We start from the raw sequence: 21,987 nt of genomic DNA, 5'->3' as shown, positions 1-21,987 counted from the left end.
TTCTTTTTCACGAGGGTCAGTCTCCTGTTTGATTTTACGGATGGCAAAGATAAGTAAACTGAGTGACGTACAAAAGCGAAAACGCAGTTTTCAGCTGAACATGGCCCGGATACCTTCGTCCAGCGAGTGCGGGCGGTAGCCCAGCAGGCGACGGGCCTTGTCGATGCTCAGGCCGCTGAAGCGGGGGCGGGGCGTAGCTTCCTGCATCTCGGCGGTGCTGACGGGTTGTATCAGCGAGGCGTCCAGTTGCAGTACGTCGGCCACGCGACAGGCAATGTCGGCAATAGTCAGGCATTCCGGGCCGCAGATGTGGAAGAGGCCGTTGGACGGGTGGCTGATGAGCTGTTCCACGCCTTGCGCCACGTCGTTCACAAAGGTCGGCGTGCGCCATTGGTCGTTCACCACACGGATGGGCTGTCCGCTGCGCAGGCGGTCGGCCACGAGGCGTACGATGTTGCCGTGCTGGCCGGGCAGGGGTTGTCCGTAGACCACCACGATGCGTGCCACGGCATAGTTGCTGCACAGCCGGGCCACCTGTTGTTCGCTCTCCCACTTGCTCCGGCCGTAGTAGTTCACGGGGGCGGGCATGTCTTCTTCGGTGTAGAGGCGGTCGGTGTCTCCGCCGAACACGAAGTCCGTGGACAGGTGGATGAGGCGGCTGCCGAGGCGTTCGCAGTTTTCGGCCAGGCGGGCGGCGGCATGGATGTTGGTCTCGTCTGTCTCTTCGCGGTGGTTTTCGCAATAGTCGGGCGAGGAGAGGGCGGAGGTATTGATGACGATGTCGGGTTGTATTTCCTCAAACAGGCGGCGGACGGCTGCATCATCGCGGATGTCGGCTTGCACAAAGCGGTAGCTGTTTGCGTCCGGGCAGATATCAGGGTGCAGCGAACAGCCGGTCACCTGGAAGTCTGCTTTGCCCGACAGGGTGTCGAGGATGCGCCGGCCCGTAAAGCCGTTGGCTCCTACGATCAGTATCTTCTGTTGCATGATGTTCGGTATTTTAATAGAAGAACGGATTTTCACGTCCCTTCTGCACCTCAATGCGGATGCCGAACGAACCGTCCTGCGACTTCAGTTCGAAAGCGCCCTTGAAGTTGTTCTTCTGCCAGGGCAGGGCCGAAGGGTTGGGTACCCGCCAGCCGTCCTTGTCGTATTCGCCGTAGGTGTTCAGCCGCCAGCCGTTCTTCAGGCGGAAACTGCCCATCTGCACGTTGTCCGTCGTGTTGCCGAAGCCGAAGCCCATGATGCCGAACGGGTTGCTGCTGAAATAGGGTGAACCCGACAGGGAGAACATATTGCTCAGTCCCGACGAATAGGTGACATCGGGGTTCAGGCGGAATATCCAGTTATAATCCTTGCTGGCGTCGGGAATAACGATTTTGTAAGTCTTGTTCATGTCCGGTGTAGGCAGCTTCACCAGATTGTTCATGTCTATCAGGAAACCGTCGTAGCTTTTTACACCGTCGGGCAGTAATTGGTCGCCTGTCGGAGGAATGTCGCCCGTTGCCTGGCGCAGGGTATCGGCGGCCGCTTCGGTCTGTGCAAGGGCAATGCCGCAGTATATGGCAAGGAGTGAAAAGAGAACTAAGAATCGTTTCATATCTTTATATATTGTTGTCAGCATCAAAGATACGGCTTTTCCTGACACTCTTCACTCTGTCTTAAGACTATTTATCGGTTTTTTATTCTGTAATCAGTTTGTATCCGACACCCCGCACGTTGATGATGCGGATGTGGTCGTCCTTGGCCAGCTTGTGGCGGAGCTTGGTGATGAAGACGTGCAGGCTGCGCTGGTTGAAGAAGGAGTCGTCACCCCAAAGGTCGAGCAGGATGTCTCGCATGCTCACTACGCAGTTGCGGTTTTGGCAAAGGCGGCGCAGGATTTCGGCTTCGCGATGTGAAAGTTCCTGCTTCAGACCTTCGTGCAGAAGGAGCTGGCGGCGTGTGTCGAGTTGGTAACGGCCTATCTCGTAGAGAATTTGTTCGCTTTCGGCAGGCGGGGTGTAGGTGCAGGCGCGGCCCATCAGTGCCTTGATGCGCACGATGAGTTCCTGCATGCCGAAGGGTTTCTTCAGATAGTCGTTGGCACCCAGTTCGAAGCCTTCGACCACGTCGTTCACCGCCGAACGGGCTGTGAGGAAGAGGACGGGCGTGCGTCGGTCGGTCTGGCGGATGCGGCGCACCATTTCGAAGCCGTCCATGCGGGGCATCATGACGTCGGCCACCAGCACGTCGGGGCGCAGGTCGAAGAACAGGCGCAATCCCTCTTCGCCGTCGGCGGCAGTTTGGATGAGGAAACCCTGGCCTTCGAGGGTGTCCTTGATAATCATGGCGAGGGTCTGTTCATCCTCGACTAATAGTACTTTTATCTTTTCCATTCGATTAAATTCTTACAATAAACTCACTTCCTTTTCCAGGTTCGCTTTTCACTTCCACCGTTCCGCCGTGCTTCTCCACCATCGTCTTGACATAGAAGAGGCCAAGGCCGTAGCCTTTCACTTCATGCAGGTTGCCGGTGGGCACGCGATAGAACTTGTCGAATACGTGAGGCTGGCGGTCGCGGGCAATGCCGATGCCGTGGTCGGCGACGTTGATTTCTGCCCACGTCCGGCCATCGGTTTCGGTGCGGCGGCAGCGGACGGTGATGTCGGCTCTGTCGCGCGAATACTTCACGGCGTTGTCCAGCAGGTTGCTCACGATGTTGGCCAGGTGTGTGCGGTCGGCAGTGACGGTCAGGTCTTCGGGGACGATGTCGAGGGTGACATGGACAGGCTTGTCGGCCTTCAGCTTGTGCAGCTCTATGAGCGAGGGCAGGAGGTCGGCCAGCCGTATCTCTTCGAGGTGGAGGCGGAAGGTCTTGCGCCGTTCCATCGACATGGAGAGTATCTGCTCCACCAGTCCGCCAAGGCGGCTGAGCTGCTCTTGGCAGATACGCAGGTAGCGTTCGCGCTTGCCGGGGTCGTCGGCCTGATGGAAGTTGAGTAGGGCATCGGTGGCAGCATAAGCCACGGCGATGGGCGTCTTCAGTTCGTGGGTGATGTTGTTGGTGAAGTCGCTCTTCATTTCTTCCAGCGTCTTCTGCCGCAGGATGGTGCGGATGAGGTACCAGAAGGAGAAACCGAGGATGAGGAGGATGACCAGCGAGGTCGTGAGGATACCCGCCATCTGTCGCAGTACGAGGTTGCCCAACGGCTCAGTAGTGAGCCGATAAACATCATGCTCCGAGGAAGAGAAGGCATACTGGTAGCTGACGGCATCGGGGCCGGGTACATAGCCGGGTGTACCGCCCGTAGCCAGGGTATCTGTATACATCCAGCGGTCATGGATGTCATAGCCCGAGTAGAGGTATTGCAGGCGGTAGCGGATGGGGATGTTCATCTCCCTGAGGCGGGTGTTGAGCAGGCTGTCGTATACACTGAAATCGGGACTTGTCAATATGTCGAGCCCCGAGTGCAGTCCGCGTTGCAGGTAAATGGCCATGCCGGTCATAGTACGCTGGTTACGCAGCAGCATATCAAATCCCTCCTTTGCATGAAGCATGGCACTGGGGCATACGGTATCCGTCTCTATCCGCTGTAGCGTATCGTTCCGGGCGGTGAATCCCTCTATCACAGTGTCAGATACTTGATGCAGCACGGTGCTGCTCCGCACGAACTGTTTGCCCTGCTCATCAAATCCAGTGGAGATGGAAACTTCGCCATGCTCTCTGTTCCTTTCCTGCAAGCGTTCGATGCGTACCAGCATCTCGTTGTAGTCGCTGATGCGCATGGCCTCCGTAATGTTGCGTTCCAGGTCGGTGCGCATGGTGCGATAGAGGCCTGTCAGCCAGTAGGCCTGATAGGCGAAAATGCCCGCCAGCGAGAGGACGACGAGCAGGGCGATGTATTTCGAGGGCAGTTTCATGGGGATAAAGATACGGAGTTCATCCTTATCCCCACGAATATGGTAAGACTAAATAACACTTTTGCGGCCGGAAATTACAGGTTTTCTACCCATTCGCTTACCGTTTTTTCGGTGGCGCGGTTCAGCAGTTTGCCTGCCTTCCAGTTGAGGTCGGGATAATCCTTCTTCAACGTGGCGGCGCTGTTAGTGATCGAACTGCTGCCCGAGGTGGCGAAGGGTACGACCGTCTTGCCTTTCAGGTTGTGGCTTTCGATGAAGGTGTTGATGACCCTCGGCGCGAGATCCCACCAGATGGGGTAGCCGATGAAGATGACGTCGTAGGCTTCCACGTCGGCTTTGGGTGTCTGGATGGCGGGGCGGGCTTTGGGGTCCTTCATTTCGACCGAGCTGCGCGAGTGGGCATCGTGCCAGTCAAGGTCTTTTTCTGTATAGGTTTGTGCAGGGCGGATTTCGTAGAGGTCGGCGCCGGTGGCAGCAGCTATCAGCCGGGCGGCTCGGGCGGTGTTGCCCGTGGCCGAGAAGTAGGTTACGAGTGCCTTTGGGGTATCTGATGTTTTCATGTGTAGTTTGGATTGTGCCGGCAGGGCGAGACAGATGCCCACCACTGCCAGCCAGGTGAATAATCGTTTGTACATAAAGGGATGTTTTTTAGGGTTGAAGTTGGTTGTATTCCTCGTCCGTCACGGGTTCCAGCCATTCGTTGGAGGTGTTCTCGCCTGCGATTTCGAAGGCCAGGTGGGCAAACCAGCTGTCGGCCGCCGCGCCGTGCCAGTGCTTCACGTTGGCGGGGATGTGGATGACCGTGCCGGGCAGGATTTCCTGTGCAGGCTTGCCTTCTTCCTGGTACCAGCCGCGTCCGGCTACGCCGACCAGCATCTGTCCGCCGCCCTTCGTGGCCTTGTGGATGTGCCAGTTGTTGCGGCAGCGTGGCTCGAAGGTGACGTTGGCAAAAGGCACCTGTGTGTCTGAGATACGGGCCAGGTAGCTGTTTCCCGTGAAGTAGCGGCTGTAGGCCGTATTCGGTTCGCCGATGGGGAAAATCATCGTTCGCTGGAAGGCGGCTTTGGCGTCCGTGGCGGGCGTGTCGTCGGCCCATACGTCCTTGGCCAGGCGGAAGGCTGCCCATGCCTTGGGCCATCCGGCGTAGAAGGCGATGTGGGTGATGATTTCGGAGATCTCCGTCCGGCTGATGCCGTTCTGGCGGGCCGTCTGCAGGTGATAGGTGAGCGACGAGTCGGTCATGCCCTGGCTGATGAGGGCGGTCAGGGTGACGAGGCTGCGGTCGCGCAGGCTCAGGAGGTCGTTGCGGCTCCATACCTCTCCGAAGAGGATGTCGTCGTTCAGGCGGGCAAACTCGGGGGCGAACTCGCCCAGTTGGTCACGTCCGGCTGTCTGTACAATTTTCTGTTGTGCCATACTGTTCAGTGTTAGAATGCAAAAGATAGATGATACAATAAGTTTGTTCATACGAATAGGTGTGTTTAGTTGGTGATGTACTTGATGATGCGGGCGGGCACTCCTCCCACCACGGCGCCGGGAGGTACGTCCTTCGTCACCACGGCACCGGCCGCCACGACGGCATTGTCGCCGATGGTCACTCCGGAGAGGATGGTGGCGTTCGACCCCACCCAGACGCGGCGCCCCAGGACGATGGGGGCGGGCAGGGTGACGTGCCGCCGCTCGGGGGCGAGTTCGTGGTTGAGGGTGGCGAACACGACGTTGTGTCCTATCTGGCAACCGTCGCCCAGCGTCACTCCGCCGTGGTCCTGGAAGTGGCAGCAGGCGTTGATGAACACGTCGCGTCCCACGGTGATGTTCTTGCCGAAGTCCGTATAGAAGGGCGGGAACACGCGGAGCGAGCCGGGCACCTCGTAGCCGAAGAGCTGGGAGAGCAGCCGGCGTACTTCGTCGGGTGTGTGGTAGGCTGTGTTCAGTTGGAAGGTGATGCGCCGTGCTTCGTCGCTCATGTCGTTCATGAACCGTCCGATGTCTTCGGTGTCCAGCGGACGGCGCGTCTTTACAAATTCTTTGAAATTTTCGATAGTCATGATTCAGTCCGTTTTGATATCCGATGCAAAGATAGCGTGGCGGGCGGATGGGAAGATAACCCCGATGCGGGAATTTTGTACCCGTTTTACGGATTTCGCCAAGGACGGCGTTGGCGGGGAGCGCCGAAAAGCCTATCTTTGCGCTCGTATTAAAAATGAATGAAGCATGAAACATATCATTGATGTAGACACCTGGGTCCGCCGCGACAACTACCGTTTCTTCCAGACCTTCGTCAGCTCGTGGTACACCGTCACCACCGAGATAGACTGTACCGAAGCCCGCGAGGCCGCCCGTCGCCGGGGCCGTTCCTTTTTCCTCCATTACCTCTACGCCGTGGTGCGCGCCGCCAACGAGGTGGACGAGCTGCGCTACCGCATCGACAAGCAGGGACAAGTGGTGTTCCACGACCGCGTGGACATCATCACGCCCATCGCCGTGCCGGGTCGCACGTTCTTCACCCTGCGCATCCCTTATCACGAAGACTTTGATACCTTCTACGCCGAAGCCCATCGGCTCATGACGAACATCCCTCCTGACGGTGACCCCTACGGTGCCGAGAAGACCCTGATGGCGCAGGGCGACTACGACGTGGTGCACCTGAGCGCCGTGCCCGGCATGTACTTCACCTCCGTCACCTACACCCTGGCCGAGGCGGGCAACGCCTGCAACTATCCGCTGATGACCGCCGGCAAGGCCGTCACCCGCGAAGGCCGCCTGCTGATGCCGCTGTCCATCTACGTGAACCACGCCTTTGTCGACGGTTCCCATCTGTCGCTGTTCTTCCAGAAGATAGAGCAACATCTGAAGGAGATTGCGGAGGACGGAAAGACAGAATAATCCCGCCCGATAACACTCGATAAGACTTCGTAAGCCTGCGGTAACGCGGGCTTTTTGTTTTTTTTCGGACTTTTGCATCTGCCGACCTATGTCGGGAGCATTTCCGCGGCCTCTGACGGCCAGCCGACCTATGTCGGGAGCATTTCCGCGGCCTCCGACGGCCCGCCGACCTATGTCGGGAGCATTTCCGAGGGCTCTGACGGCCAGCCGACCTATGTCGGGAGCGTTTCCGAGGGCTCTGACGGCCCGCCGACCTATGTCGGGAGCAAATCCGCGGCCTCCGACAGCCCGCCGACCTATGTCGGGAGCAAATCCGCGGCCTCTGACGGCCAGCCGACCTATGTCGGGAGCAAATCTGAGGCCTCTGACGGCCGGCTGAGGTACCTCAGCAGTTTTGGGATGAGGATTTTATAAAAATACCATATATGAAACGACTCTACTTCCTCCCGGCAGCCTGCCTGCTTCTGGCCCTGCCGCTCTCCGCCCAGGAGAATCTGAAAAATGAGAACCTGCGGACGCTGTCCGCCGACAGCATCCTGACGGGCGATGCCCGCATGGACAGCCTCTACCGCCACCTGCCCGAGGTAATGGTGGTGGGCGAACGACCCGTCGTCAAGGCATCGGCAGGCAAGCTGGAATACGACCTGTCGCGGATGATCAAGGACCGCCCCGTGGACAACGTCTACGAAGCCCTGAAGGAACTGCCCGGCGTGGTGGAGCAGGACGGCGCACTGACGCTGGGCATGCAGGCGGTCACCGTCGTGCTGGACGGCAAGGTGACGAACATGAGCGGCGCGCAGCTCTACGCCCTGCTGAAGTCGCTGCCTGCCGACCGCATTGAGCGCGTGGAGGTGATGTATAACGCGCCTGCCCGCTATCAGGTGCGCGGGGCGATGATCAACGTCCGCCTGCGCCACCGCATCGGCGACCCCGGCGTGGTGCAGGGCGAGGTCTACGGGAAATACAACCAGGAGCACGAGGCCTCGTTCGAGGAGCGCGCTTCCTTATTATATAATGGCCGGAAATTTTCGGCCGACTTTCTTTACTCTCACAGCCACGGCGAGAGCTTCAACACCACCGACAAGGAAGCCCGCCACTGGCAGCAGGCCGACGGCTCGACGCATCTCATCGACAACCACGAGGAGATGCGCGCCCGCAGCCACACCCACAGCTTCCGCCTGGGCACGGACTACACGCTGGCCGAGAACCATTCGCTGAGCTTCGTCTACAACGGCGCCTATGCCACCAGTCACACCCGCCAGAACTCTACGGGCACACAGACGGCCGAAAGCGTGAGCGGCCAGACCTCGTGGCTGCACAACGGCCGCCTGGATTATCGGACGCCCATCGGACTGAAGGCGGGCGCGGAGTTCACGTGGTACAACGCTCCGGGCGACCAGCTGCTGCACAGCCGCATGGGCAATGATTCCCTCGACTTCTATACTGAAGACGGCCAGCGCATCAACGCCTGGAAGTTCTTCCTCGCGCAGGAGCATCAGCTGAAGAACGGCTGGGGGCTGAACTACGGGGCGGTCTACACCACGAGCGTGGACCATTCGTACCAGACGTATGAGAATGAAGAATTAAAGAAGAATGAAGAATCCGGGTTGCCGGCCGACGTCCGGTCGCGCCGCCGCGAACAGACGCTCAACCTGTATGCAGGCTTCAGCAAGTCGTTCGGCCGGAAGCTGATGACGGACTTCTCGCTGGCCGTGGAGCGCTACAAGACACCCGTGTGGGACGAGTGGGACGTCTATCCCGTCCTCAACCTGACTTATCTGCCTGCCGACGGGCACATCCTCCAGCTCAACTTCAGCAGCGACAAGAGCTATCCCGACTATTGGGCCGTACAGGACGTCGTCTCCTACCTGGGCGGCGGCTACAGCGAGATACACGGCAATCCGTTGCTGAAACCTGCCATCGACTATTCCACCTCGCTGACCTATATCCTGAAGTCGAAGTATGTCTTCCGCGCCTGGTTCAACCATACCAAGGACCGCGCCGTGCAGACGCTCTACCAGTCGCCCGACGAACTGCTGGAGCTGTACAAGTACCTGAACTTCGACTTCGAGCAGCAGGCGGGCCTCCAGGCCTCCGTCCCCTTCAAGGCCGGACAGTGGCTCAACTCGCGCCTTACCCTCATCGGCCTGTGGATGCGTCAGAAGGACAGCGACTTCTACGACCTGCCCTTCGACCGCCACCGCCTGCTGGGCATTGCCGTGCTGAACAACACCTTCACCCTGAGCCGCAAGCCCGACATCCGCCTGACCGTCGACGGGCGTCTCCAAGGCCGCGCCATCCAGGGTATCTACGATATTCCCACATGCGGCGACCTTTCGGCCACGCTGCGCTACACCTTTCTCGGCGGCAATGCCGTGCTTACCGCCTGGTGTCGCGACATCCTCCAGACCTCGATGCCCTGTCCGCAGATACGCTACGCCCGCCAGTGGGTGACGAACGAGTACTCCAGCTTCCGCAGCGTTGGCCTTTCCTTCGCCTGGAAGTTTGGTGGATACAAGGAGAAGAAGCGCGAGGCGGTGGATACGTCGCGGTTCAAATAGGAAAGACGAGGAGGAGATAAAAGGGAGAAGATTGTATACTCATGGAAGAATTTCAAATGAAAGAATAATATGAAGAAAACAACATTGTTAAGTTTATGCTTTGCCTGCCTGTTGGGTTTGCCGCTCCGGGCAGAAGTAATTCCGGTCGACACGATACCTTTCGAACTGGGTGCCGACAAACGTTTGTATGTGACAGTTTATATCAACGGACAGGATGACCGTCCCCTGCGCTTTCTGCTGGACACGGGAGCGACGGATGTGGTGCTCAATTCCAATTCGCCGCGCACCGAAGGGCTGGCTGCCTTTACGGAAAGTGTGGAGAACAATAGTGCCAATTCGGTGGAGACTATTCCTTCCACAGCCCCCTCGCAGGTGGTGAGGATGGGCAGCCGGGCCATTTCCGGCCTGAAGTTGATAGCCATCCCTTATCCGCCCGATGCCTGGGACGGCGTGCTGGGGCTGTCTTATCTGAGGAACTTCGATGTCCGCATTGATTATCGGCGGAAATCCATCTTCCTGTATGAGTTGGGCGACGGGCAGAAGGCGGTATCGGACAAGGCTGTCAGGCTGAAGATGGACTATCGTTTGGGAGTGCCGGTCGTACCGGTCGGCGTAAAGGTCAATGGGGTAGATTATCAGGTGTCGGTAGCGGTGGATACGGGTTCCGACCGTGTGTTCGACCTCAATACGCCCTTTGTACGTCGCAACGGCCTGTTGGGCACGCAGAAACCCTTCGCCATCTCGCGCATAGCCGGTACGGTGAAGGATGGCGGCGAACTTCAGAACGTATTCTTCGACTCGGTAACACTGGGAGGAACATTGACTTTGCTTCGCATACCCGGTGCTTTTTCTACGGTGACAACAGGAGTACAGGCAAGCAAAAAAATGGACGGTGTGCTGGGAAACAACTTCCTACAGCGTTTCAACCAGCTCTATGACTTCAAGAACAATGATCTCTATCTGGAAGTGAACGACCGGCTCTATACTCCTTTCTATGATTTTCTGGTTCGTTGAATAAAGGGATTGTTCTTCTTTTCCGGATTATTTGGTGATGTCGAACAGATAAGCCATTTTGATTCCGATCACCCCGTGGGCAGCACGGGCGAAATAATCTTTCTTGGTGCTGTGGTAGAAATCGGAGAGGCCATAGTAATAGCGTCCTTCTACCTGGAAATGGCCGACTTTGGTGCGCAGTTCTACACCGAGGCCGGCCGTTATACCATAATCGAACTTGTTTTCCACATCCATGTCATGCTGTTCGGTGGTAAGGTTGGGATAGTTTTCCCACGGACCGCTTTGTGTGTAGCTTTCGTTCAGGAAGAAACCGATTTGCGGTCCGGCGTTGAGGAAGAATTGCAGACCGCGGCCTTCCTTGCCGAATGCCAGATGGGCCAGGAACGGCAGTTCGACGTAATTCATCTTGCGCGTGTATTGCAGGTCGGGATAGTCTTCGTAGAACTCGTCCCATCCGTGTTGTGAATAGTTGACTTCCAGTTGGACACCACAAATCATTCTGAAGAAACGTTCGGAGACATAGCGCAACGTGATGCCTCCTACGGGAGCCATCAGGTTCTTCTGTTGCACGCTGGGCGAAAAGCTGACACTGTTGAGGTTGACACCGCCGTTGATGCCGACGGTGAAGTTGTAGCGCTGTTCTCCTACCTGAGCTTGCACGGGAACAGTCAGGGCGGAGAGGAACAGGATGGCGGGAAGTATGGTTTTCAGTTTCATTATTCAACGTTCAATTCTCAATGTTTCATCTCTCAATCAATTCTCAACTCTCAATCAGTCAAAGTCCAGTTTGAGTAACTCGTAGTTTTTGGTAAAACGCACGAAGAATACTTTCCGGTTGATGAAGCCTCCCCAGTTGTTGACGCGCTGGAACTTGAAGCCCGTCTGAATGGGATTGACTTGCAGGCGATCCAGATTGTCTTCAAGCTTGGAACCGTATTGCGACAAACCTTTCAGGAAGAAATATCCCGTGTCGAATCCTAAGATGCCATACTTCGGGTAGCGCTCTTCCAGGTCTTTGCCATACCAGTGACGGTAGTTGCGGGTGAAGTTGGAGGCTGCCGGCAACAGGTTGTTGGTATAGAAAGACGAATAGAAATAAGTATCGAGTTCGAAGAACGATTCCAGATGATCCTTGGTGTAGGTCTGCCATTCGGGATAGCCGAACAGGTGGCATTGCATCTCGGGATGTTGGCGTACGGCCAGTGTCAGGTGTGGCAGGAGTTTGATGAGCGTAAGGTTGCTGCCCGATGTAGGGATGAAGATATTCTCATAGCCGGCTCGCATGGCAGCACTGAGCGATGCTTCTTCGGAATTGTCTGCCAAGGAAACCATCGGAATGGAACGGCTGCGCAATTCTTCTTTCAGGCCTTTGATGAAGTCTGCCTTTTCCTTGGCTCCTTCTTTGGCTTCGATGAAGATGACATTGGGGCGGCTGAAAGTACGCAGGAAGTGGTCGTAGACCTCAGAATAAAGATAGGACTGCGGCGTATTGATCTGGTAGACGCAGGGATTGCGGAAAACCGAATTGTCTTTCGACGTGAAAGGGATGACCAGTCGGATGTCTTTCTTTTGGGCAAATTCGGCCAGTGGCTGAATATGCTGCTGGTAAAGCGGGCCGAAGATGATATTTACGTCCTGCATCTCGCGGCGGGAAAGGATGCTTTGCAACGAAGCATTTTCAGGACCGGAGTTGTAGGTATAAAGGTCGAACGATACACCCTGGCGCTTCAGGCTGTCGACGGCCATCAGCAGTCCTTCGTAGTATTCGAGCATACGGGTAGACTCGCTTTTCTGAATGCCTTCGGGCAGTAAAGGCAGGATGATGGCAGCCTTTACGGTAGCGTATTTCTTGGCTTTCTTGTCGTTTTCTTCGAACAGCTCGCGGTCGGTGAGCGGTTTCTGTTCCGTTGTCTTGTCTGGACGGGCTTCGCGTGCATAAGGAATGCAGAGGAAGGAGCCGCGCTTGATTTTGTTTTCGCCTTTCAGTTCAGGATTGGCGGCAATGAGCTCTTCTTCCGTAATGCCATATTCACGGCTGATGCTGTAGATGGTTTCGCGGCGCTTCACCTTGTGCATGTCGCGGCAGTTGGGTTTGAGCATTTCGGGCTCTTTCGGTTGTTCTTTGGGAACTTCGACTGTCGTTTCAGGTGTCTTGGCGGGGATGCGGATGACTTGTCCTGTGCGGAAATTATTGGCATCCAGGCCGGGATTGGCATCACAAATGGCTTGTACCGATACGCCGTACAGGTTGCTGAGGCGGTAGAGCGTTTCGCCTGCAGCGATGGTGTGGAAAGTTTCCTGCGTCTGGCTTTCTTTCTTGCGGGGAATGCGCAGGGTGCGTCCCACATATATCTTTTCGTCACTACCCGGATTCAGTCGGACAATGTCGGACTGGCTGATGCCATACATGCTGGCGATGGAGTAAAGACTTTGACCTTTTTCGATGGTATGCAAAAAGTATGTCTGGTTTTCTTGTGCACGGATGCCGAAGCTGCAGGCTGTAGCCAGCAACAGGGTGCAAAGGGTGCGTTTGGCTGTTTTCATTCCAATCATTCGTTCGGTTTTAATAAAAATAATACCCAAAGTTGCCGCAAAGTTAACAAATCTGTCGCATTTCAGCCAAAGGATTGAGTTAAGAAATAATATTGTGTTGCTCCAAAGCCGAAAAAAGCGCAGTACCAGCTGATATTCGCCAAGAAACGTTTATTTTTGCAAGTTGAATAAAATGCAGTCGGATATGCAAGAAGAAAACGAATATATCAATGTCTACGGAGCCAGGGTACACAATCTGAAGAACATCGACGCACAGATTCCGCGAAACAGCCTGACAGTCATCACGGGGCTGAGCGGTAGCGGTAAGTCTTCGCTGGCTTTCGACACCATCTTTGCCGAGGGACAACGGCGTTACATCGAGACGTTCTCGGCCTATGCCCGCAACTTCCTGGGTAATCTGGAGCGTCCTGACGTGGACAAGATAACGGGTCTGAGCCCCGTCATCTCCATCGAACAGAAGACGACGAACAAGAACCCGCGTTCTACCGTGGGCACCACAACCGAAATCTACGACTTCCTGCGTCTGCTCTATGCCAGGGCAGGCGAGGCCTATTCGTACCTCAGCGGCGAGAAGATGGTGAAATATACGGAGGAACAGATTCTGGATCTCATTCTGAAGGAGTACAAAGGCAAGCGCATCTATCTGCTTGCTCCGCTGGTGCGCAACCGTAAGGGACACTACAAGGAACTGTTCGAACAGGTTAGGAAGAAAGGTTACCTCTATGTCCGCGTGGACGGCGAACTGAAGGAAGCACTTCCAGGCATGAAGCTGGACCGCTACAAGAACCACGATGTGGAAGTCGTAATCGACAAGCTGGTGGTGGCCGACAAGGACGATACGCGGCTGAAAGGCAGTGTGGCTACGGCCATGCGTCAGGGCGACGGGCTGATGATGATACTGGACGCGCAGACGGAAAGCGTGCGCCATTACAGCAAACGACTGATGTGCCCCGTGACGGGCCTGTCCTACAAGGAGCCTGCTCCCCATAACTTCTCGTTCAACTCACCCCAAGGTGCCTGTCCCCGATGCAAGGGGTTGGGCGTAGTGAACCAGATAGACATCGACAAGGTGATCCCCGATCGTGAACTGTCCGTGTACAACGGAGCCGTCGTGCCGTTGGGAAAATATAAGAACAGCATGATCTTCTGGCAGATCGAAGCGTTGTTGGAGAAGTATGATGCCAATCTGAAGACGCCGGTCAAGGATCTGCCCGACGAGGCTATCGACGAGATACTCAACGGTTCGGACGAACGGCTGAAGATCAAGAGCCAGCTGGTGGGTACTTCGTCGGACTACTTCACAACCTACGAAGGCGTGGTGAAGTACATCCAGTTGTTGCAGGAGCGAGATCCTTCGCCTACGGCACAGAAGTGGGCGGAGCAGTTTGCCCGTACGGCCACCTGTCCTGAGTGCCACGGAGCCAAGCTGAACCGTGAGGCTCTTTCTTTCCGCATCCACGACAAGAACATTCAAGAGCTGGCCACGATGGACATCAGCGAACTCTACGAATGGCTGATGCACGTAGAAGAACACCTCAGCAACAAGCAACGGCAGATAGCCGTGGAGATACTCAAGGAGATACGCACCCGTCTGAAGTTCCTGCTCGACGTGGGGTTGGACTACCTTTCGCTCGACCGCAGTTCGATGAGCCTGTCCGGCGGTGAGAGCCAGCGCATCCGACTGGCCACGCAGATCGGTTCGCAACTGGTGAACGTGCTCTATATCTTGGATGAGCCGAGTATCGGCTTGCACCAGCGTGACAACCTGCGCCTGATCAATTCGCTGAAGGAGTTGCGCGACATCGGAAACTCTGTCATCGTGGTGGAGCACGACAAGGACATGATGCTGGCCGCCGACTACGTGATAGACATGGGCCCCAAAGCAGGGCGCTTGGGTGGCGAAGTGGTGTTCGAAGGTACGCCCCGCCAGATGCTTCAGACGCATACGCTGACTTCGCAATACCTGAATGGTGAACGTGCCATCGAGGTGCCTAAGGAGCGACGCAAAGGTAACGGACACAGCCTGTGGCTGCGCGGAGCTCGTGGCAACAACTTGAAGAATGTGGACGTGGAGTTCCCCTTGGGCAAGCTCATCTGCGTGACGGGTGTGTCGGGCAGCGGAAAGTCCACCCTCATCAACGAAACCCTGCAACCCATCCTTTCGCAGAAGTTCTACCGTTCTTTGCAAGACCCCTTGCCCTACGACAGCATCGAAGGGTTGGAATACATCGACAAGGTGGTGAACGTCGACCAGTCGCCCCTGGGGCGTACGCCGCGCTCCAATCCTGCCACTTATACAGGCGTGTTCAGCGACATCCGCAACCTGTTCGTCGGCCTGCCTGAGGCGAAGATACGCGGCTACAAGCCCGGACGCTTCTCGTTCAACGTGAGCGGCGGCCGTTGTGAAGCCTGTCAGGGTAACGGCTACAAGACTATCGAGATGAATTTCCTGCCCGACGTCTATGTGCCCTGCGAGGTGTGCCACGGCAAGCGCTACAACCGCGAGACACTGGAGGTGCGCTTCAAGGGCAAGTCCATTGCCGACGTGCTCGACATGACCATCAACCGCGCCGTGGAGTTCTTCGAGAACGTGCCGCAGATACTGAACAAAATCAAGGTTATTCAGGACGTGGGCCTGGGCTACATCAAGCTCGGACAGTCCAGTACCACACTCTCGGGCGGCGAAAGCCAGCGCGTCAAGCTGGCCACGGAGCTGTCCAAGCGCGACACGGGCAAGACACTCTACATCCTCGACGAGCCCACCACGGGTCTGCACTTCGAGGACATCCGCGTGCTGATGAATGTGTTGGAGCGGCTGGTGGACAAGGGCAATACGGTGATTGTCATCGAACACAACCTGGACGTCATCAAGATGGCCGACTACATCATCGACATGGGTCCCGAAGGCGGCAAGGGCGGGGGAGAAGTCCTGTCGCGCGGCACGCCCGAGGAGGTGGCGATGAGTGGCAAGGGATATACGCCGAAGTTCCTGAAAGAGGAATTAGGGATGTAACAGGAAGGTGTTGTTTGTCAGAGAAATACGAGTTTATTTTAGTTTAAGGAAAATAAACTGTCAGTTTATACGGATTAAACTGCCAGTTTAAAGGCAGTAAACTGATAGTTTAAAGCTATTAAACTGGCAGTACAAAGGCGTTGAACTGAGAGTACAAACGGATTGAAGCAATGCATAGCTTCGGAAATATAGGAAAGAACAATGAAGAAGATCAATAAGACCAATGCAGCCCGGCTGCTGGACAAGGCCAAGATAGCCTACGAACTGATCCCCTACGAGGTGGACGAAAGCGACCTGAGCGCGGTACACGTAGCCGCCAGCCTGGGTGAGAATATAGATTGTGTGTTCAAGACCCTCATCCTGCACGGCGACAAGACGGGCCACTTCGTCTGCGTCATCCCCGGCGAACACGAAGTGGACCTGAAGCTGGCCGCCAAGGTGTCGGGCAACAAGAAGTGCGACCTCATCCCCGTAAAGGAACTGTTGCCCCTGACGGGCTACATCCGTGGCGGCTGTTCGCCCATCGGGATGAAGAAGCCTTTCCCCACGTACATCCACGAGACGTGCCTCCAGTTTCCCTACATCTATATCAGTGCGGGGCAGCGTGGTCTTCAGCTGAAGCTCGATCCGAAGGATTTGATTCGGGAAACGGGAGCGGAAGTTTGTCAGCTTTTTTAGGATATATGGGGCAAATGTCTTATATTTGCGCAAAATAACTCAATTTATTAATCTTAATTTCTACAACATTATGTTTGAAGGGCAACCTAAAGGTCTCTATGCTTTGGCGCTCGCCAACACAGGCGAACGCTTCGGCTACTACACGATGCTGGCCATCTTCGTTTTGTTTCTGAAGGCCAACTTTGGTTTGTCGGCAGCCATGGCCGGCACTATTTATTCTACGTTTCTGGCATTAGTTTATTTCCTCCCGTTCATCGGTGGTATCCTGGCCGATAAGTTCGGTTACGGCAAGATGGTGAAGATCGGTATCGTCGCCATGTTTGCAGGCTACGTGCTGCTGGCACTCCCGTTGGGCAGCAGTACGATGGGAATGATCGCCATGTTTGCTGCACTGGTGGTTATCAGCAGCGGAACGGGTTTGTTCAAAGGCAATTTGCAAGTAATGGTGGGCAATCTGTATGACTCGCCCGAATATGCTTCCAAGCGCGATTCGGCTTTCAGTATTTTCTATATGGCCATCAACATCGGTGCCTTGTTTGCTCCTACAGCAGCTGTAGCCATGATGGAATATGCTCAGAAAAGCTGGGGTGTGAGTGTAAACGACTCCTATCACTTTGCTTTCGCCGTGGCTTGTGTGTCACTGATTGTGTCCATGGCTATCTATTACGGTTTCCGTAGCACCTTCAAGCATGTAGAAGGCAGCGGCAAGAAAGCCGGCAGCAAGCAGGACGCAGCTGTCGAAGAGCTTTCTCCGCGTGAGACGAAAGATCGTATCGTGGCTCTCTGCCTGGTATTTGCTGTGGTTATTTTCTTCTGGATGGCTTTCCATCAGAACGGTTTGACACTGACATATTTTGCCGATGAATTTACAGCCAAGAGTTCAGTAGGACTCGAGAGCATGATGTTCAGCGTGTGGAATCTGGTAGCTGTCATCTTCATCGTATATGCTCTGTTCTCTCTCTTCCAGTCGAAGACGGGTAAGGGCAAGGCTATTTCGGGTGTCGTTATCCTGCTGGCAGTCCTCTTCCTGGTATATCGTTATTCCGCTATCGAGGGTGCTACGCCGGTGGATGCTCCTATCTTCCAGCAGTTCAACCCCTTCTTTGTAGTAGCGCTGACACCGGTATCGATGGCAATCTTCGGTTCGCTGGCACGTAAGGGCAAGGAACCTTCTGCTCCGCGCAAGATCGGTTTGGGTATGCTGGTGGCTGCCTGCGGTTATGTACTGATGATGTTTGCTTCCTTTGGTCTGCTGACTCCTAATGCTCAGGCTGCTGCCGTAGAGGCTGGTACAGCTACGTTCGTATCGCCCAACTGGCTGGTGTCTACTTATCTGGTATTGACATTTGGTGAATTGTTGCTCTCTCCGATGGGTATCTCGTTCGTATCGAAGGTGGCTCCTCCGAAGTACAAGGGTATGATGATGGGTGGCTGGTTTGTGGCTACTGCCATCGGTAACTATCTGACAGCCGTTGCAGCCTGGTTGTGGGGCGATCTTAACCTGTGGATCGTATGGGGCGTTTTGATGGGCCTCTGCCTGCTGGCTGCTCTGTTCATCTTCTCTGTAATGAAGAAATTGGAAAAAGTAGCTTAATTGATATTGATATAAGGATATAAAGAAAGTGGGGCAGGAAAATCCTGCCCCACTTTCTTTATAACTCCATTCCCATGATATAGTCATTCATGTAGTAGCCGTTACCGATAGGAAAATCACCTTCACGTACCTTCGTCATACCCATGTGTTGGTAGAAGCCGAGGGCAGGATTGTGGCGGTTCACGTTGAGCTCCATGCGGCAGGGAGCGGGATGTACTTCCTTGATGTACTTGATGGCCTCACGGAAAAGGAAGCTGCCGCAGTGTGCTTTCTGGAAGTAGGGCAGCACATAAATCTTCTGGAGGTGGAAGAGGTCTTCGCTTTCGGGCTGGACGGATACGTAGCCCGCTGCTTCGCACTCTTCGTAGGCCAGCAGGTAGACGTGGCCTTCTTCTTCCATTTGCTTGCGGATGTTTTCAGGAGAATACATCCAGTCCATCATGTAGTCAATCTGTGCTGGGGTCAGGATGTCTTTGTAGGTTTCAGGGAAAACTTGCCAGGCCAGCTTGTTGATGAGCTGGCAGTCGGCAGTATCTGCTTTTCGAATGGTAAACATTGCGTGTTTGTATTTTAATGGTTCGACAAAATGTGTTCTCGGTTGTCAGATTATAGTTGTTCCAGCGTTTCCAGATCCACTTCGATAGCGGCAGGATAGAGGCGCTGCGGGTCAAAGAAGGTAGCGCAACTGTTCACCAGATGCTTCACGTCGGGTTTTACGTGGCCTTTGAATGCACTGCGTCCGTTGACCGTCAGTGTGACTGGCTTGTCTAGGTCTACTAGTTCGGAGCAGAGATAGATCGTTACCTTTCCTCGCTGGGCAGGTTGGTACGTTTTAGCGAATTTCAGTTCAATACCCCATTGCGGATCGATTTCTGTAGTGCGGTAGGTCACTTCGTCAATGGCCAATGAAATCTGGTTGCTTTCAATGTCCAGTGTGTAGCGGGTGCGTGTATTGCTGTCGGCATTCGAACGTTGCTCCACGCGTAGGTTGTAGAATCCCTGACGGTAGCGTCCGTCCATTTCGAAGTTCTCCCAACAGAAGTGTTTGGGGTAGGGATTGCGGACATGTTGTTTCAGCCAGGGAGTAGTGGGTGAGTAGTCGATGTGATGTCCGCGACCAGGGATCAGTTCTATCCAGTGCTTATAGCGGTCGGGATAAAGATGTTGTAAGCTGTCCAGCGCTTCGGCAGTGTAACGGGTGAGACGGTCGCGGTAGAAGCCTTTGTCTTCAGCACCTGTGCGGAGGGAGAAAGCTGTGTTGCTCAGGTTTTCGGCTGGAGCGTTCTTCAAGGGTTCGCCGCCCGCCATGGGACCTGCCGCCGCCCAATAGTCGGCATAGAACGAGGCAAGCCGTTGGCTGCCGTAACCACCTTCAGAGATGCCGAATACGTAGATACGATCGGGATTGATCTCTTCAGACAGCAGCGCCTGTCGAAGGAGTTTTTCCCAGGCGTATTGTTTGGCGCGTTGATACCAGCGGTAGTAGGCACCTTCGTTGGGTATCTGTGGGATGAAGTAGATGGAGGGTGCATCGTCAAAGCGGCTGCATATCTTCAGTCCGGTAGCCCATTCCTGTGCTTTGGGGCCGGAGCCGTGAAGGTAGAGGAACAGGGGGAGTCGTTGTTCAGTGCTTGTTGATTCAGCCGTTTTCTTCCACCCCCAGTAGAAATTCAACGTGGCATGTGGTTCCAATTCCTGGGGCAGCTTCCAACTGCTTGCCGATTGATCTGAGAGGGGGGAGAGAGCAGGTAGTTTTTCTTCTTTGAAAGCTTCATTGGATTCCTTCCATAGTTGCCATACAGCCTGCTTCATGTCGTCTGTTTCTTTCCATTTCATACGGATGGTTGTACTGAAAGTGATTGTATCATCTTTCAGTCGCTGGTCGAAAAAGGAGGTTATTTCTTTCTGATACTTTTCTTTCAAAGTCTGGTCTTCCTTTTGTGCCATAGCGGAGGAAAGTGTGCAGCAGGCTATTCCCAGGCACAGAATGTGTGTATAAGTCTTTCTTAATGGTAGGATCATTGTTTCTATAGATTAAATTTTCCTGCAAGGTATCAACATTTTCCGGGATGTGCAAACTGATACGATAAAAAGATGTTTTCTTTCTACTCCTCAATCTGTATGTATACAGATATTTTTTGCGTTAATATATACTAATATATAGTATTATGTAATGCAAGGTACCTATATTATACATATATTTGTGTCATACAAAATAAGTAAGTAAACTAAATGATTAAGAAGATAGAGTATGAATGTAGACAATGTAAAGTCGCAGATGCGTAAAGGAATGCTGGAATATTGCATTATGCTGTTGCTGCACAAGGAGCCGGCCTACGCTTCCGACATCATTCAGAAACTGAAAGAAGCCCGGCTGATTGTAGTGGAAGGGACACTCTATCCATTGCTGACGCGTCTGAAGAACGATGATCTGTTAGGATATGAGTGGATAGAATCGACACAGGGACCACCCCGAAAATATTATCGGCTGACAGCGAAGGGAGAGAACTTCTTACAGGAGTTGGAGACTGCCTGGCAAGAATTGAACGAAACGGTGGAACATATTCGCCGGAACTAAAAATGAAAATGAATATCGGAAACTTTTAAAACAAACATATCACAATGAAAAAGACTTTGACTGTAAATCTGGGCGGAACGGTGTTCAACATCGATGAAGATGCCTACCGTCTGTTGGATAATTATCTGATGAATCTGAAGTCGCATTTCCGCAAGGAAGCTGGTGCGGACGAGATTGTAGACGATATCGAACGCCGTATTTCTGAATTGCTGGCCGAGAAACTGGCTGGAAATCGCCAAGTGATTACCTTGGGCGATGTAGAAGAAGTAATAGCACGCATGGGTAAGCCTGAAGAGATGGATGACGCTGACGGAGAGGAGAAACATACAGCGAGCAGTGGTGGAGGATATGGAGCCGGTTCATGGACACGGAACGAGGAGACAGTAAAGGTACGTCGCAGGCTGTTTCGAAATCCTGATGACAAGATGTTGGGAGGCGTGTGCAGTGGTCTGGCGGCTTATCTGGGCTGGGACACGACGCTGGTGCGTCTGCTGCTGTTCGTCATTCTGATTTTCGGTTACGGCACGTTGATACCTATTTATATTGTTTGTTGGCTGATTATCCCTGAGGCGCGCACAGCTGCCGAGAAGCTGAGTATGCACGGCGAGGCGGTAACGGTGGAGAACATTGGCAAGACGGTGACCGGAGGCTTTGAGCGGATGGCTGACGGCGTGAACAGCTACATGCGTTCCGACAAGCCTCGTACGATGCTGCAACGAATGGGTGATGCGCTGGTGACGCTGGCCGGGTGGATTCTGAAAGTGGGACTGATCGTCCTGATTATTATCTGTAGCCCGGTGCTGTTTGCTTTAGGCATTGCGTTTGTCGCTTTGCTGTTTGCGGCTATCATGGTGGCTGTAGGCGGTGGAGCAGCTCTGTTCTCACTTTTCCCTACAATGGACTTTGTGTTACCGGCTTCACCATTCGAGGCCATTGCAATGTACATTGCCGGTATTCTGCTGGTAGCCATTCCGTTGTTCAGCCTGCTGCATGCCCTGTTCCGCAACCTGTTGAAATGGCAGCCTATGGCCGGTGGGTTAAAGTGGACGCTGCTGATACTCTGGATAGTCAGTGCGATAGTGTTTGCTTTGTGTTTCACGTTGGGAGGCTTGTCCTTCCCTGACTTCTATATGGGGCAGGAATATATGTCGGTGTGACGACAGCTGTTTATATCATATAAAAAAGAGGCATCTTCCGGTGCCTCTTT

Annotated in this window: 19 protein-coding genes; 8 read left to right on the top strand and 11 right to left on the bottom strand. The window is 54.4% G+C overall.

Annotated features, from left to right (window positions below; all coding sequences use genetic code 11):
- Positions 1–90 precede the first annotated feature (90 nt).
- From BQ8005_RS03100 to BQ8005_RS03070, 7 genes are all read right to left on the bottom strand, one after another.
- The gene (locus BQ8005_RS03100; RefSeq protein ID WP_200806321.1) at positions 91–987 is read right to left on the bottom strand and encodes an SDR family oxidoreductase; all 897 of its coding nucleotides are present in this window, start codon (positions 985–987) and stop codon (positions 91–93) included.
- A 13-nt stretch (positions 988–1,000) separates the two neighbouring features.
- Positions 1,001–1,600, bottom strand: a complete 600-nt coding sequence (locus tag BQ8005_RS03095; protein ID WP_075317012.1) for an occludin — start codon at positions 1,598–1,600, stop codon at positions 1,001–1,003.
- 82 nt (positions 1,601–1,682) lie between these two features.
- On the bottom strand, positions 1,683–2,378 hold the full coding sequence (locus BQ8005_RS03090) for a response regulator transcription factor (protein ID WP_075317011.1): 696 nt from the start codon (positions 2,376–2,378) through the stop codon (positions 1,683–1,685).
- A gap of 4 nt (positions 2,379–2,382) precedes the next feature.
- Positions 2,383–3,903 (bottom strand): sensor histidine kinase, encoded by a 1,521-nt coding sequence (locus tag BQ8005_RS03085; protein WP_075317010.1) that lies wholly within the window; start codon positions 3,901–3,903, stop codon positions 2,383–2,385.
- Positions 3,904–3,977: 74 nt separating this feature from the next.
- Positions 3,978–4,538, bottom strand: a complete 561-nt coding sequence (locus BQ8005_RS03080; protein ID WP_075317009.1) for a flavodoxin — start codon at positions 4,536–4,538, stop codon at positions 3,978–3,980.
- A 13-nt stretch (positions 4,539–4,551) separates the two neighbouring features.
- Positions 4,552–5,370 (bottom strand): carboxymuconolactone decarboxylase family protein, encoded by an 819-nt coding sequence (locus BQ8005_RS03075; RefSeq protein ID WP_021847447.1) that lies wholly within the window; start codon positions 5,368–5,370, stop codon positions 4,552–4,554.
- A gap of 14 nt (positions 5,371–5,384) precedes the next feature.
- Entirely contained in the window at positions 5,385–5,951 is a 567-nt protein-coding gene (locus tag BQ8005_RS03070; protein ID WP_075317008.1) for a DapH/DapD/GlmU-related protein, read from the bottom strand.
- Between the two features lie 166 nt (positions 5,952–6,117).
- Between BQ8005_RS03070 and BQ8005_RS03065 the strand changes: the two genes are divergently transcribed.
- The 3 genes from BQ8005_RS03065 (at position 6,118) to BQ8005_RS03050 (ending at position 10,364) form a co-directional block, all read left to right on the top strand.
- Entirely contained in the window at positions 6,118–6,789 is a 672-nt protein-coding gene (locus BQ8005_RS03065; protein ID WP_075317007.1) for a CatA-like O-acetyltransferase, read from the top strand.
- A 425-nt stretch (positions 6,790–7,214) separates the two neighbouring features.
- Entirely contained in the window at positions 7,215–9,350 is a 2,136-nt protein-coding gene (locus BQ8005_RS03055; protein WP_075317005.1) for an outer membrane beta-barrel protein, read from the top strand.
- Positions 9,351–9,419: 69 nt separating this feature from the next.
- On the top strand, positions 9,420–10,364 hold the full coding sequence (locus BQ8005_RS03050) for a retropepsin-like aspartic protease (RefSeq protein ID WP_075317004.1): 945 nt from the start codon (positions 9,420–9,422) through the stop codon (positions 10,362–10,364).
- Positions 10,365–10,391: 27 nt separating this feature from the next.
- On the opposite strand, the gene BQ8005_RS03045 is transcribed toward BQ8005_RS03050, so the two are convergent.
- Positions 10,392–11,081, bottom strand: a complete 690-nt coding sequence (locus BQ8005_RS03045) for a porin family protein (protein WP_075317003.1) — start codon at positions 11,079–11,081, stop codon at positions 10,392–10,394.
- 54 nt (positions 11,082–11,135) lie between these two features.
- The gene (locus tag BQ8005_RS03040; RefSeq protein WP_075318881.1) at positions 11,136–12,908 is read right to left on the bottom strand and encodes a LysM peptidoglycan-binding domain-containing protein; all 1,773 of its coding nucleotides are present in this window, start codon (positions 12,906–12,908) and stop codon (positions 11,136–11,138) included.
- Between the two features lie 193 nt (positions 12,909–13,101).
- On the opposite strand from BQ8005_RS03040, the gene uvrA reads away from it, so the two are divergent.
- The 3 genes from uvrA to BQ8005_RS03025 all read left to right on the top strand — a co-directional run bounded on the left by uvrA (position 13,102) and on the right by BQ8005_RS03025 (position 18,202).
- Positions 13,102–15,930 (top strand): excinuclease ABC subunit UvrA, encoded by a 2,829-nt coding sequence (uvrA, locus tag BQ8005_RS03035; protein WP_075318879.1) that lies wholly within the window; start codon positions 13,102–13,104, stop codon positions 15,928–15,930.
- Positions 15,931–16,131: 201 nt separating this feature from the next.
- Complete coding sequence (gene ybaK, locus BQ8005_RS03030; protein WP_021847633.1) at positions 16,132–16,608, top strand: Cys-tRNA(Pro) deacylase; 477 nt, start codon at positions 16,132–16,134, stop codon at positions 16,606–16,608.
- Between the two features lie 70 nt (positions 16,609–16,678).
- Complete coding sequence (locus BQ8005_RS03025; protein ID WP_075317002.1) at positions 16,679–18,202, top strand: peptide MFS transporter; 1,524 nt, start codon at positions 16,679–16,681, stop codon at positions 18,200–18,202.
- Between the two features lie 58 nt (positions 18,203–18,260).
- Here BQ8005_RS03025 and BQ8005_RS03020 read toward each other — a convergent pair whose 3' ends face one another.
- Both BQ8005_RS03020 and BQ8005_RS03015 read right to left on the bottom strand, forming a co-directional pair.
- Positions 18,261–18,758, bottom strand: coding sequence for a GNAT family N-acetyltransferase (locus BQ8005_RS03020; RefSeq protein ID WP_075317001.1), 498 nt, complete (start codon positions 18,756–18,758; stop codon positions 18,261–18,263).
- 50 nt (positions 18,759–18,808) lie between these two features.
- On the bottom strand, positions 18,809–20,149 hold the full coding sequence (locus tag BQ8005_RS03015; RefSeq protein WP_234983989.1) for a hypothetical protein: 1,341 nt from the start codon (positions 20,147–20,149) through the stop codon (positions 18,809–18,811).
- 304 nt (positions 20,150–20,453) lie between these two features.
- Here BQ8005_RS03015 and BQ8005_RS03010 point away from each other — a divergent pair, with 304 nt between their 5' ends.
- Both BQ8005_RS03010 and BQ8005_RS03005 read left to right on the top strand, forming a co-directional pair.
- Positions 20,454–20,780, top strand: a complete 327-nt coding sequence (locus tag BQ8005_RS03010; protein WP_075316999.1) for a PadR family transcriptional regulator — start codon at positions 20,454–20,456, stop codon at positions 20,778–20,780.
- A gap of 44 nt (positions 20,781–20,824) precedes the next feature.
- The gene (locus tag BQ8005_RS03005; RefSeq protein WP_075316998.1) at positions 20,825–21,937 is read left to right on the top strand and encodes a PspC domain-containing protein; all 1,113 of its coding nucleotides are present in this window, start codon (positions 20,825–20,827) and stop codon (positions 21,935–21,937) included.
- The last annotated feature ends 50 nt before the right edge of the window (positions 21,938–21,987 follow it).

The sequence above is a fragment of the Bacteroides togonis genome (assembly GCF_900130135.1).
In the GTDB taxonomy this organism is placed as follows: domain Bacteria; phylum Bacteroidota; class Bacteroidia; order Bacteroidales; family Bacteroidaceae; genus Bacteroides; species Bacteroides pullorum.
This window is presented reverse-complemented; position numbering and strand designations above follow the sequence as displayed.